Origin of the sequence: Pseudomonas violetae, assembly GCF_023072615.1 — a bacterium.
Taxonomy (GTDB): Bacteria; Pseudomonadota; Gammaproteobacteria; order Pseudomonadales; family Pseudomonadaceae; genus Aquipseudomonas; species Aquipseudomonas violetae.
In genome coordinates this window covers 161791-174613 of record NZ_JAKNRW010000007.1, presented here as the reverse complement: position 1 = coordinate 174613, position 12823 = coordinate 161791, and the positions used below count along the sequence as shown (strand labels likewise).

Sequence of the window (12823 nt, the reverse complement as noted above, 5' to 3'; positions counted from 1 at the left end):
GGGCAAAAGCGGCTTTTCAGGATGTCGCAAATGGACATGCCACCACGGTCCCACATTGGACTGCAGTGAACCTTAGAGCAGTTTGTGTTCCATCGCGTATTTCACCAGCTCCGCCAGGGAGGTGATGTTGAGCTTCTGCATCAGCCGCGCCTTATGGGTGCTGATGGTCTTGCTACTCAGCGCCAGTTGCTGGGCGATGTCGTTGACGTTCGCGCCTTGGGCCAGGCGCTCGAACACCGAGAACTCACGCTCTGACAGCAGCGAATGCAGCGGCCGCGAGTCCGTCAACCCCACCTCGAAGACCATTCGATCAGCCAGGTCAGGATCAATGTAGCGCCCACCCGCCGCAACCTTGCGGATGGCCGTCAGCAACAGCGCCGGGTCGCTGTCCTTGGTCGCGTAACCTGCCGCTCCTACTTTTAAAGCGCGGGCAGCCATTTGCGCCTCGTCATGCATCGATAGCACCAGGATTGCTGGTGGATTGTTCAGCGCGCGAATCCGCGGAATAGCCTCCAGGCCATTGACCCCGGGCATGGAAATATCAAGCAACACCACTTCACAGGGAATATGACGCAGGGCCTCGAGCAACTGTTCGCCATTGCTCGCTTCCCCTACCACCAGCAAGTCCTTGGCCAGGCCGATCAACTGCTTGATGCCTTCGCGGACAATGGTGTGGTCTTCGGCTACCAGTACTCGAATCACGTTGTGCTCCATTCTTCTTATTTCAGATTCACAATCTATCTCGAGCAGGCTCACTCCCACAGGAATTCGGGTGCGCCAGCAATCTGAGCACCGCCCCAAAACCCTGTGGGAGCGAACCTGCTCGCGATGGCCTCAGGACTGACAACACAAACCTTCAGCCCCCATCCAACGGCACTCGCACCATCAGCGTCGTGCCCTCCCCCGGCTCACTCTCAAGCGACAACTGCCCGCCCATGATCAACACCCGTTCGCGCATGCCCACCACGCCAAAAGAAGTAGGGCGACCGGTGGTAGCGACAAATCCTACGCCATCATCGCTGACTGTCAGGAGCAACTCGCTGCCTTCATGCACCAGCGTCAGTTCGACAGTATGCGCCTGGGCATGGCGCATGACATTGGTCAACGCCTCCTGAAGGATACGGAACAGTCCAATGGCCATGGCATCGCTGAGCGCTGGCAGGTTGTCCGGCACCTGCACCAGACAGGGAATGTGGGTGCGCGCTTCAAAGCGGCGGGCCTGCCATTCAATCGCCGAAGCGATCCCGGCGTCGAGTATTGGCGGGCGCAACGCTGTCGCCACGTCTCGAACCAGCTGGAACAACTGAGCAATCAGGCGCTTCATGCTGTTCAAACGTTCCTGCAGGCCAGGGTCAAGCTGCGCGTAGGCCAATTCGCACATAGAGGTCTCCAGCTTCAGCACGGTGAGCTCTGACCCAGCTCATCGTGAACCTCCCGGGCAATTCGCGCTTTCTCCTCTTCCCTTACGCTTTCGAGGTGCGCAGACAACTCCCGCAATTGCTCGCGCGAACTCGCCAGCTCCAGTTCGATGCGCTTGCTCTCGCTGATATCCCAGACGATGCCGTCCCAAACGTAGGCGCCGTCATCGAGCCGACGGGTAATGGCCTTGATCTCGGCCCAGCGTTGTTCGCCCTGGCGGGTGAGAATTCGCCCTTGCCATGACCAGTCGCTATCGGTGTCCAACGCCAGGTCCTGAGTCTGGTGATAGCTGGGCTTGTCAGCCGGATGCACCAGGCTGCGTAGTCCTTTGTCGCGATGAGCGAGGGTCGCCGGGGAGTAACCCACCAGGGTTTCGCTGCCTTCACTGATATAGGCAAAGTCGATCTGCCCCGTCACTGGCGCCCGCTCCAGGCGAAAGACCAACCCCGGGACGTTGGCGGCAATCCCCTGCAGCCGCGCTTCGCTTTCCTGCAGTGCGGCCAGGGCGCGACGGCGCTCGGTGACATCGTTGAGGTAGACCACCAGGTACTCGCCGTCACGAAATCGCAGGAAGCTCAACGACACGTCCGTTGGCAAAATACTGCCGTCCGCCCGAACGCAGTTGGTTTCGAAACTTTGCGGCCCCTCCTCGCTGGCACGGGCGCGCTTCCACAAGTTCAGCCAGCGATCCATGTGCAGGCCGGGTTCGAAATCGATCAGTGGCCGGTCAATAATCCCGCCTGCGGCATAACCCAGCATGGTTTCGGCGGCGCGGTTGGCATAGCGCACATGGCTGTCCCAATTCACCCACAGGATGCCGACCGTACTTTGATCGATGGAAAACTGCGTGAGCCGCAAGGCTTCTTCGCTGGCGGCACGCAAGGCAATGTCCTCGCGGGCGGCGGCCAGACGCTGCTCCAGGCTGTGCTGCTGGCGACGTTGCCAGAAGACGATGGCCATGCTGCTGAGCATCAACACCGCAAACAACAGGCACAGGTTTTGCCAGAACCCTGGCGACTCGGACAGCCGAGGGTACTTGGGCTGCAACCACTGGTTGTGCAATTGTTCGAGGTGCTTGGCCGGTATCGCCCGCAACGCCGCCTCGACGATGTCCGCCAATTCAGGCCAGTCGCGCCGAGTCGCAACCCGCAGCAATTGCGGCAAGCCAATGTCACCGACCACCACCAACCCGGCAAACTCCGGCTCGGCGGACAATCGCCCGAGCTGCGCCTCATCGACCACCGCGTAACTGGCCTGCTGGCTCAACAGCAGTTGCAATGCCTGGCGCTCGTTTGGTACGCCTTGCAGATTCAGATGCGGGTAGTTACCGCGCAGGTAGTCAGCGGTGGCACCGGGCATGCGCACCGCCACCCGGGTCTGGCTATCGAGTTCTTCCAACTCAACCACGCCAGCGCTCTTCTGATCACTGACCACCAGTTGCGGCACCCGCATATAGGGGTCGGAAAACTGCCACAGACGCAAACCGCTCGGGGTTTGCGCCAGCCCAGGAGCAATATCGATTTCGCCTTCTCGTGCGGCAGTCTCCAGTTGCGCAAGGTCGGGGAAATTACGCCAGCTCAATTCGACCTTGAGCGACTTGGCTACCCACTTCATCAGTTCGACATTGACCCCGGACAGCCGCTGCAAGCGCCGATCGTATTGGGCATAGGGTACTTGCAGCACCAGTCCGACGCGCAATTCGCCATGGCTGGCCAGCCACTGGCGCTGCGCCGACGACAGTTGCGCAAGGTGCTCAGGGGGCGCGGACGCAGCCCAACCCGCCAGGGAAAACCACAGACAGCCGATCATTAACAGGCAACGCACAAACATCATTAAAGCCCCACACACTGACAAATACTGACTAACCCATTAGGCTGCCGGAATCACTTCTGGCCTGGAAAATCCGATGCCCCCTGTCCACCGCCTGGCACTGCCAGCATTGTGCCTGTCGCTGATCCTGCCTTGCGCGCTTTCCGTCAAGGCGGCTGACCCGGCCCCTGCTCTTGCCGATTCCCCCGCAGCAACTGAGCCAACGGAACGCCAGCCGCTGCTTGAGCGTAGCCAGGAAAACGCTGCCGCACTTGAGCGCACCCTCCCCGCTCAGGAACAGCAACAGCTGCAAGCCGGTAGCGAAACTTTCCTGGCGCTGTGGAAGCCGGCGAATACTGCCGAGCCCAAAGGCGCAGTGATTATCGTCCCTGACGTCGGCGAGACAGCTGACTCACCGCAAGCGATCGGCCCATTGCGTCGCAAATTGCCGGATGCCGGCTGGAGCAGTCTGAGTATCACCTTGCCAGACCTGCAAAGCGATGCCATTGCCCCCCGCGTCCTCGAAGTGCCACCGGCCATCAAGGCACCTGATACAGGGACCAAGGATTCGACCACTTCCACTCCAATTGAACAGGCCGCCGGGGGCGAAGCGGATGTGGCAGACAAGGCGGTGGTCGAAAGCGTCGACGAACAGCGAAGAGTCGATGCCGAACGAATATTTGCCCGGATCGACGCGGCAATTGTCTACGCCGAAGGACAAAGCGCTCGCAGCATCGTCGTGCTAGGACATGGCACCGGCGGTTACTGGGCAGCCCGATACCTGAGCGAGAAGCAGCCGCCACAGGTCGAGAAACTGGTAATGGTGGCGGTCAAGACGCCGGCAGCCATCAAACCCGAACTGGTCGAGCTGACCTCGACACTCAAACTGCCTACCGCAGACATTTTCTACATGGACAAGCGGCTGGATCGCGATGCTGCGCTGAAGCGGTTGCAGGCGAGCAAGCGGCTGAAGACGGCAGCGTTCAGCCAGGTTTCGTTGAAAGGCTTGCCGGGCAACACCAAGGATCAACAGGAGCAACTGGTGCGCCGGGTGCGGGGCTGGTTGAGCCCGCACCCGGCGGATTGATTACCCGCAATTGGGTTGCTAACGAAAATCCCGGCGCTGACGAATCACCGTGTAGGCGTTGTGCAACTCGCGGGTCTTGTCCGTTGCCTCGCGAACCTGCGCTGTGGTTGCACCACTGCCGGCGATTTTGTCCGGATGATGCCGACTCAGCAGGCGACGGTAGGCATGCTTGATCTGCGCCGGCTCACTGGTGGCGGACACCCCCAATAGTCGCATTGCGTCCTGGTAACTCAGCGCACTGCTGATAACCGGACGTTTCTGTGGCTCGTATTCGCTGGCCAGTGCCTGCGTTTGTTGTGGCGTCCAGCCCAGCCAACGCCCCCACTGGGCAATCAGTTCAAGCTCACTGCGACCGGCACGCCCATCCGCCCAGATCATGCGCCAGCACGCGCGCAACACGCCTTCGGCAGCGAACGGTTGCGCGCTCAAGCGCCGCAGATATCTGCCCAGCCGGTCATGTCCCGATTTGCCGCGGTTGAACGCGGCAATCGCCCGGCGTTGCGCCGACTCGGTCATTTCCAGCGCACGCATTTCCTCTCGTGCCTGCTGGATGTGACCTGCCACCACATGCCCATCGCATTTGGCCAACCGCCCCAGCAGGATGAACAGCAGTTCATCATTGCGCAGGACTGGCCGGCCGCCGAGCTTTTCCCGCAAATGTCCCCAGCTCTGCAGCTGTAGGCGTCGATCCAGCGCCTGCCCTAATAATGCGCCGAGCATGGCCCCCGGAATGCTGGCGATGGCGAAGCCCGCCCCGGCTCCAATCAGAGTCCCTGGCCACAGCATCTCAGCGGCTCGCTTCTATCAGGGCTTGCGCTTGTGCCAGGCGCTCGTGAGTGCCGACATCCACCCAGTGCCCATCGAGGCGCTCGCCCGTCACTTGCCCTTGCTCCATGGCCGCGCGCAGCAAGGGCGCCAGTTTGAACGCGCCCGCCGAGCAATTTTTGAACAACTGCGGGTGCAGCACCGCAATTCCGCTGTAGGTCAGCGTTGCAGCATTTGCTTGGCCGTCATACACCTGCCCGTTGGTCAGACTGAAATCACCTGCCGGGTGATGCGCGGGGTTGTCCGCCAGTACCAAATGCGCCAGTCCGCTGATGGACTGATGCAACGCTCTGAAGTCATAGTCGGTCCAGATATCACCGTTGACCACCAGGAAAGCGTCGTCACCCAGCAACGGCAGCGCACGATGGATACCCCCGCCGGTCTCCAGCGGTTCGCCTTCCGGGGAGTAGTGAATTCGTACGCCGTATTGTGATCCGTCACCTAGATAGTTCTCGATCTGCTGACCTAGCCAGGCATGGTTGATCACAATCTCGGTAAACCCGGCGACCGCCAGGGCCTTGAGATGATATTCGATCAACGGCACGCCGCCGACACGCACCAGGGGTTTGGGGGTGGTCAGCGTCAGCGGCCGCATGCGTTCACCCTTGCCTGCAGCAAGAATCATCGCCTTCATGCTTCAGCTCCAGCACGCAAGCTATCCAGCAATGCGCCCAGCTCGGCCAACTCGGGTCGGCGCGCCACCACGGTGTCTATATAAGCAAAGAAGCGCGGCACGTCAGCCAAGTAGCGCGGCTTGCCGTCGCGGTGACAGATGCGGGCGAAGATGCCGATGACTTTCAGGTGACGCTGCACCCCCATCAGGTCGCTGGCGCGCAGGAAGTTTTCGAGGTCCGGTTGCACGGCAATGCCCAGCGCACCGGCCTGCTGCCAGTAATCCTCCAGCCAGCCGCGTACGCGCTCCTCGGGCCAACTGAGGAACGCGTCCTTGAACAGGCAGGTGACGTCATAGGTGACGGGACCGTAGACCGCATCCTGGAAATCCAGCACGCCGGGGTTCGGTTCGCTGAGCATCAGGTTGCGCGGCATGTAGTCGCGATGCACCAATACCTTGGGCTGGGCCAGCGCACTCTCGATCAACAGGTCGCTGGTTCGCTGCCACAGTGCTTGCTGGGTGGAGTCGAATTCGACGCCCAGCTCATGTTTCACATACCAGTCTGGAAACAATTCCAGCTCACGACGCAGCAAGGCCACATCATAACTCGGCAGTGGCGCCACCATTGGCAGTTGCTGAAAGGCCAGCAGGGCTTGCAAGGCGTCCCTGAACAAATCGTCGGCGTTTTCGCTGTCGATAACGTCCAGGTAGGTCTTGTTACCCAGGTCATTGAGCAAAAGAAAACCGCGCTCCAGGTCTTGTGCGTAAATTTTCGGCACATTGATACCGGATTTCGCCAGCAAAAAAGCGATGTCGACGAAGGGTTTGCAGTTTTCCTGGGGCGGCGGCGCATCCATCACGACGAAGCTGCGGCCCTCGCCCTCCCAGCGGAAATAGCGTCGAAAACTCGCATCACTGCTGGCCGCAGTCAACGTGGCCGGGGGTACGGCTCCCCAGCCCTGCTCTGCAAAGAGGGTGGCCAACTGTTCTTCGAGCCAAACTTTCAGGTGTTGCAAACGTACATCTTGGTCAGGCATTGCAAGGGTCTCCGACGGCGCTAGCCGTCAAGCGGGTCATGCTTTATTATCCAGCATCTTTTTCAGACCATCGAGAGGCGTGCGGCCCACACCGCGGGCAGATGGCACGCAGGAAGCCCGGACTAATAAGATGGCATTGAAATCCCCCGCGTTTCGTAAAAAATTTCCGTTGTTGGTTACCGGCAGTCTGCTGGCCCTGCAACCTCTAGCCACTTCGTTCGTGGTCGCCGCGGAACAGTATGACTGCTCAGTCTCTGCTTCGGGTGCCTGGGACTGTGCGCCAAAATCCCCAGCCGCTGCTTTACCTCCTCGCCCCGTCCATGACGGCAGCGCGGTGAGTGCAAGCGGCGAGACGCCTGCCGACAACGGTACGAGCGACGACACCGGCGCCAGGCCGGCACTGGTGACCGAGGCCAAGGGCCGCGGCCTGAAGTCTCGCAGTGCAGACTACAGTCACCTCGACTGGGTTCCGCGCGAGAACCTCACCGCAGCGCAATTGGCTGAAACCGGTCCTTACTGCTCTGGTTCCTATATCGAACCGATTCGTCCTGGCATGAATGACAAGACGAATAAAAGTGACGCCCCAACCTTTATCGGCGCTAAGGCCTCTCGCTACAAGCAGGATGAACAGGTTGCAGCACTGGCCGGTGACGTCGTCATGCGCCAAGGCAGCATGCAGGTCGAAGCGGACGAAGCCAACCTGTACCAGGCCGAGAGCCGCGGCGAACTGAACGGCAACGTGCGCATTCGCGACAATGGTGCCCTGATCGTTGGCGATCACGCCGATGTGCAACTGGACACTGGTGAAGCCAAGGTCGACAACGCCGAATACGTGATGCACAAATCCCGTATCCGCGGTAACGCCCTGTACGCCAAGCGTGCCGAAAACGCGATCATCCGTCTCAAGGACGGTACGTACACCACGTGCGAACCGAACAGCAATGCCTGGCAGCTCAAGGGTAATAACATCACCCTGAACCCAGCCACCGGCTTCGGTACCGCGACCAACGTGACCCTGCGGGTGAAGGACATTCCGGTTCTTTACACGCCGTACATCTACTTCCCGATCGATGACCGTCGCCAGTCCGGCTTCCTGCCGCCAACTATAGGCACCGGCAGCGATACCGGCTTCATGCTGGTGACTCCGTACTACTTCAACCTGGCACCGAACTACGACGCCACGTTGTACCCACGCTACATGAGCAAGCGCGGCCTGTTGATGGAAGGCGAATTCCGCTACCTGACGCCGTCCAGCGAAGGCCAGTTCGGCGCCGCGTACCTGAACGACGACGACACCGAGCGCAGCAAACAGACCGACTACGAAAAAACCCGCTACATGTACAACTGGCAGCACAAGGGTGGCCTCGACTCGCGGGTTCTCACGCAGGTTGATTACACCAAGATCAGCGATCCTTATTACTTTCAGGATCTGCAGACCGACCAGATTGGCGTGAAAAGCTCTGATTATGTGAATCAACAGGGGGCTGTCAGCTACCGTGGCGACAGCTACACCGCACGTGTGAACGCTCAGGCTTATCAGTTGGCGACTGTTTCAAACATCACGCCGTATGACCGTCTGCCTCAGATCACCTTCGATGGTGCTCTTCCGTACCATCCAGGCGGCCTAGACTTCTCATACAACACCGAGCTGGTGCGTTTCGACCGCGACTTGAAAAACGGTGGCTTCTCGGACGAAGACGGCATCGTGACTCCGCGCCTGGACACCAATGTAGTTGGCCTGGCCCGCGCCAATGGTGACCGGCTTAACCTGGCGCCTGCAGTCAGCCTGCCGCTGGACTGGTCCTACGGCTTCCTGAAACCGACACTCAAGTATCAGTACACCCAGTATCAACTGGACCTGGACAGTATCGGCAAATCTCAAATTGCCGCCCAGAATGCGGAACAGGACAAACTCAACGGCACGTTTGATACCAATCAAAACCGTGGAGTGCCGATTGCAAGTATTGACAGCGGCCTGTATTTCGACCGCAAAACCACATGGTTCGGCAAAAACTACAACCAGACACTCGAGCCGCGCCTGTTCTATCTCTATGTACCTGAGACGGACCAGGAAGACATTCCCGTCTTCGACACCAGCGAGTACACCTTCAACTACTCGTCGCTGTTCCGTGACAACCGCTTCTCCGGCACCGACCGCGTGGGCGACGAGAACAAGCTGTCCCTGGGTATCACCAGCCGCTGGATCGAAGAAAACGGCTTTGAGCGTCAACGTATCAGCGTTGGCCAGGCGCTTTACTTCAAGGACCGTGAAGTTCAGTTGCCGGGCATTAATGCCAAGACCCGTGATGACGCGAAATCCAATGTTTCGCCCTACGCGCTGGAATACGAGTACCGCTGGAACCGTGATTGGCGCACCACTGCCGATTACAACTGGGATCCGGACAGCCGCAGCCCCCGCTCGGGTAGCGCGATGTTCCACTACCAGCCTGAAGACAACCCGAACAAGGTCATCAACGCCGGTTATCGCTATCGCAATGACCAGGTTCGTTACGACCAGAACACGGGCAAGTGGGCTGTCGGCGGCGGTGACTACGGCACTCCAGGCCAACCGGGCTACGTGAAGGACTACTACAAGATCCAGCAGCACGACTTCTCGGTTATCTGGCCGATCGTGCCGCAATGGAACGCTATCAGCCGCTGGCAGTATGACTACAACCGCAACCGTACACTGGAAGCCTTCGGTGGCTTCGAGTACGACAACTGCTGCTGGAAACTGCGCGTGATCAATCGCTACTGGGTTGACTACGACGAAACCAGTCAAGACGCTCCGCAAAATGAAAAAGGCGACCATGGCGTCTTCCTCCAAATTGTTCTGAAGGGACTCGGCGGCCTCACCGGCGCCAAAGTAGAGAGCTTCCTCGACAAAGGCATCCAAGGTTATCGTGAACGTGAAGACCAAGCTTTCTGATTGTCTGCGCCCGCTCGTGCTGGGCGCGCTGTTCCTGGGTACCGCGGCCAACGCCGCGGTGCAGTCCATCGATAGAGTGGTGGCCATCGTCGATAACGACGTGGTCATGCAGAGCCAGCTGGATCAACGGGTTCATGAAGTGCAGCAGACCATCGCCAAGCGCGGTGCTGCCGCGCCGCCGCCTGGTGTGCTGGACCAGCAGGTACTTGAGCGTCTGATCGTCGAAAACCTGCAGCTGCAGATCGGCGAACGCTCCGGCATCCGCATTACCGATGAAGAGCTGAACCAGGCTGTCGGCACCATCGCCCAACGCAACAACATGTCGGTGGATCAATTCCGCGCCGCCCTGACACGTGACGGCCTGTCCTTCGACGACGCACGTGACCAGATCCGTCGCGAAATGATCATCAGCCGTGTACGTCAGCGTCGTGTGGCGGAGCGCATCCAGGTGTCCGAGCAGGAAGTGAAAAACTTCCTCGCTTCCGACCTGGGCAAGATGCAGCTGTCCGAAGAATTCCGCCTGGCCAACATCCTGATTCCTACGCCGGAAAGCGCCAACTCTGAAGCGATTCAGAATGCTGCCAAACAAGCGGATGCGGTTTACCAGCAGCTCAAGCAAGGCGCTGACTTCGGTCAATTGGCCATCGCCAAATCCGCCAGCGAGACCGCACTGGAAGGCGGCGACATGGGCTGGCGTAAAGCTGCTCAATTGCCACCACCGTTCGACCGCATGCTGAGCACCATGGCTGTGGGCGACGTCACCCAGCCAATGCGCACCCCGGGGGGCTTCATCATTCTGAAGATCCTCGACAAGCGTGGCGGTGAAGCCCAGGTGCGTGACGAAGTACATGTACGCCACATTCTGGTCAAGCCAAGTCCGATCCGTGACGAAGCGAAAACCAAGGCACTGGTCGAGTCCCTCTACACTCGCATCGAGTCCGGCGAAGACTTCGCCGAGCTGGCGAAAAACTATTCGGAAGATCCGGGTTCTGCCCTCAACGGCGGCGACCTGAACTGGATCGACCCGAATGCACTGGTGCCAGAGTTCCGCGAAGTGATGGCTAATACCCCGCAAGGCAAGCTGTCCAAGCCGTTCCAGACTCAATATGGCTGGCACGTCCTGGAAGTCCTGGGTCGCCGCGCCACCGACAGCACCAACCAGGCCCGCGAACAGCAAGCGATGACCGTGCTGCGTAACCGCAAATACGACGAAGAGCTGCAAACCTGGCTGCGTCAGATCCGTGACGAAGCGTATGTCGAGATCAAACTTCCTGGTGCAGACCAGGCAGCGCAGTGAACCCCAAACGTTTCGCGCTGACACCCGGCGAGCCAGCCGGCATAGGTCCTGACCTGTGCCTGCTGCTCGCCTCGCAAGCCCAGCCACACCCCCTGATAGCCATCACCAGCCGCGACCTGCTCATTGAGCGGGCCGCGCAACTGGGTGTGGCCGTTGATCTGCTGGCAGTGACACCGAACAGTTGGCCAGACGCTCCGGCGCCGGCCAACAGCCTGTATGTGTGGGATACGCCGCTCACTACCAAGGTGACTGCCGGGCAACTGGACAAGGCCAATGCCGCCTTCGTCCTGGAAACCCTGACCCGCGCAGGCAAAGGCTGCATGGCCGGGGATTTCGCCGGCATGATCACCGCTCCGGTACACAAAGGCATCATCAACGAATCCGGCATCGCCTTCTCCGGGCACACGGAGTTTCTCGCTGACCTGACCCACACGGCCCAAGTGGTAATGATGCTCGCGACCCGTGGCCTGCGCGTGGCGCTGGTCACCACTCACCTGCCGCTGCGCGAGATTGCCGACGCAATCACGCCTGAGCGCCTGGAGCGCGTGACACGTATCCTGCACACCGACCTGAAAGAGAAATTCGGCATCGCCCAGCCGCGCATCCTGGTTTGCGGGCTCAACCCGCACGCCGGTGAAGGCGGTCACCTGGGCCATGAAGAAATCGACATCATCGAACCTACATTAGAGCGCTTGCGCGGTGAGGGCATGGACCTTCGCGGCCCCCTTCCCGCCGACACTCTGTTTACCCCCAAATATCTGGAGCACTGCGACGCAGTGCTGGCGATGTACCACGATCAGGGCCTGCCGGTGCTCAAGTACAAAGGCTTCGGCGCGGCAGTCAATGTGACTCTCGGCTTGCCGATCATCCGCACTTCGGTCGACCACGGCACTGCCCTGGACCTGGCCGGCAGCGGCAAAATCGACACCGGCAGCCTGCAAGTCGCCCTGGAAACCGCCTACCAGATGGCCGAGACCCGTTTATGACCGAGCATTACCAACACAAGGCGCGCAAACGCTTTGGCCAGAACTTCCTGCACGATGCTGGCGTCATCGACCGCATCCTGCGCTCTATCCACGCCAAGGCCGAAGATCGCCTGCTGGAAATCGGCCCCGGCCAGGGCGCACTGACCCAAGGCCTGCTGAGCAGTGGCGGCCAACTCGACGTGGTGGAACTGGACAAGGACCTGATCCCGATCCTGAACCAGCAGTTTGCCGGCAAGAGCAATTTCAACCTGCACCAGGGTGATGCGCTGAAGTTCGACTTCAACAGCCTGAACGCAGCACCCGCCAGCCTGCGGGTGGTCGGCAACTTGCCGTACAACATCTCAACCCCGCTGATCTTCCACCTGCTGCACAACGCCCACCTGATCCGCGACATGCACTTCATGCTGCAGAAGGAAGTGGTCGAGCGTATGGCTGCAGGCCCCGGCGGTGGAGACTGGGGCCGCCTTTCGATCATGGTTCAGTATCACTGCCGGGTCGAACACCTGTTCAATGTCGGCCCTGGCGCATTCAATCCGCCGCCCAAGGTTGATTCGGCGATCGTGCGCCTGGTGCCTCACGCAGTACTCCCGCACCCGGCCAAAGACCACAAGCTGCTGGAACGAGTGGTTCGTGAAGCGTTCAACCAGCGTCGCAAGACCCTGCGCAACACCCTCAAGCTGCTGCTGAGCAATGCCGAAATCGAAGCCGCCGGCGTCGATGGCAGCCTGCGTCCGGAGCAACTCGACCTGGCCGCCTTCGTGCGCCTGGCCGACAAGCTCAGCGAGCAGGTACTGCAGGCACCTGCCGCCGACTGACTAGCG

General features: G+C 60.2%; 9 protein-coding genes and 1 pseudogene. 5 read left to right on the top strand and 5 right to left on the bottom strand.

Annotation, left to right across the window (positions count from 1 at the left end; genetic code table 11):
- Positions 1–72: 72 nt before the first annotated feature.
- Together L9059_RS12215 and L9059_RS12210 are read right to left on the bottom strand one after the other, a co-directional pair.
- Positions 73–714 carry a response regulator gene (locus tag L9059_RS12215; protein WP_247291161.1) on the bottom strand — a complete coding sequence of 214 codons (642 nt, stop codon included), beginning with the start codon at positions 712–714 and terminating at the stop codon, positions 73–75.
- A 142-nt stretch (positions 715–856) separates the two neighbouring features.
- A pseudogene (locus tag L9059_RS12210) lies at positions 857–3252 on the bottom strand (PAS domain-containing sensor histidine kinase).
- Positions 3253–3325: 73 nt separating this feature from the next.
- Between L9059_RS12210 and L9059_RS12205 the strand changes: the two are divergent.
- Positions 3326–4315 (top strand): alpha/beta hydrolase family protein, encoded by a 990-nt coding sequence (locus L9059_RS12205; protein ID WP_247291158.1) that lies wholly within the window; start codon positions 3326–3328, stop codon positions 4313–4315.
- A gap of 18 nt (positions 4316–4333) precedes the next feature.
- Here the strand turns inward: L9059_RS12205 and L9059_RS12200 are convergent, their stop codons facing one another.
- From L9059_RS12200 to L9059_RS12190, 3 genes are read right to left on the bottom strand one after another with little or no spacing between them, the layout of a single operon-like run.
- On the bottom strand, positions 4334–5101 hold the full coding sequence (locus L9059_RS12200; protein WP_247291157.1) for a DnaJ domain-containing protein: 768 nt from the start codon (positions 5099–5101) through the stop codon (positions 4334–4336).
- A 1-nt stretch (position 5102) separates the two neighbouring features.
- On the bottom strand, positions 5103–5774 hold the full coding sequence (gene murU / locus L9059_RS12195) for an N-acetylmuramate alpha-1-phosphate uridylyltransferase MurU (protein ID WP_247291155.1): 672 nt from the start codon (positions 5772–5774) through the stop codon (positions 5103–5105).
- The gene (locus L9059_RS12190) at positions 5771–6790 is read right to left on the bottom strand and encodes an aminoglycoside phosphotransferase family protein (protein WP_247291153.1); all 1020 of its coding nucleotides are present in this window, start codon (positions 6788–6790) and stop codon (positions 5771–5773) included. The genes murU and L9059_RS12190 overlap by 4 nt, the downstream gene beginning before the upstream one ends.
- A 130-nt stretch (positions 6791–6920) precedes the next feature.
- Here L9059_RS12190 and L9059_RS12185 point away from each other — a divergent pair, with 130 nt between their 5' ends.
- The 4 genes from L9059_RS12185 to rsmA are packed head-to-tail and all read left to right on the top strand — an operon-like array spanning position 6921 to position 12817.
- Complete coding sequence (locus L9059_RS12185) at positions 6921–9719, top strand: LPS-assembly protein LptD (protein ID WP_247291151.1); 2799 nt, start codon at positions 6921–6923, stop codon at positions 9717–9719.
- The gene (gene surA, locus L9059_RS12180; RefSeq protein ID WP_428480261.1) at positions 9700–11016 is read left to right on the top strand and encodes a peptidylprolyl isomerase SurA; all 1317 of its coding nucleotides are present in this window, start codon (positions 9700–9702) and stop codon (positions 11014–11016) included. The genes L9059_RS12185 and surA overlap by 20 nt, the downstream gene beginning before the upstream one ends.
- The gene (gene pdxA, locus L9059_RS12175; protein ID WP_247291147.1) at positions 11013–12002 is read left to right on the top strand and encodes a 4-hydroxythreonine-4-phosphate dehydrogenase PdxA; all 990 of its coding nucleotides are present in this window, start codon (positions 11013–11015) and stop codon (positions 12000–12002) included. The genes surA and pdxA overlap by 4 nt, the downstream gene beginning before the upstream one ends.
- Complete coding sequence (rsmA, locus tag L9059_RS12170) at positions 11999–12817, top strand: 16S rRNA (adenine(1518)-N(6)/adenine(1519)-N(6))-dimethyltransferase RsmA (protein ID WP_247291145.1); 819 nt, start codon at positions 11999–12001, stop codon at positions 12815–12817. The genes pdxA and rsmA overlap by 4 nt, the downstream gene beginning before the upstream one ends.
- Positions 12818–12823: the final 6 nt, after the last annotated feature.

Coding starts and splice junctions, on each gene's coding strand:
- rsmA (WP_247291145.1), top strand. CDS start 11,999: ATGACCGAGCATTACCAACACAAGGCGCGCAAACGCTTTGGCCAGAAC.
- L9059_RS12190 (WP_247291153.1), bottom strand. CDS start 6,790: ATGCCTGACCAAGATGTACGTTTGCAACACCTGAAAGTTTGGCTCGAA.
- murU (WP_247291155.1), bottom strand. CDS start 5,774: ATGAAGGCGATGATTCTTGCTGCAGGCAAGGGTGAACGCATGCGGCCG.
- L9059_RS12200 (WP_247291157.1), bottom strand. CDS start 5,101: ATGCTGTGGCCAGGGACTCTGATTGGAGCCGGGGCGGGCTTCGCCATC.
- L9059_RS12185 (WP_247291151.1), top strand. CDS start 6,921: ATGGCATTGAAATCCCCCGCGTTTCGTAAAAAATTTCCGTTGTTGGTT.
- L9059_RS12205 (WP_247291158.1), top strand. CDS start 3,326: ATGCCCCCTGTCCACCGCCTGGCACTGCCAGCATTGTGCCTGTCGCTG.
- L9059_RS12215 (WP_247291161.1), bottom strand. CDS start 714: ATGGAGCACAACGTGATTCGAGTACTGGTAGCCGAAGACCACACCATT.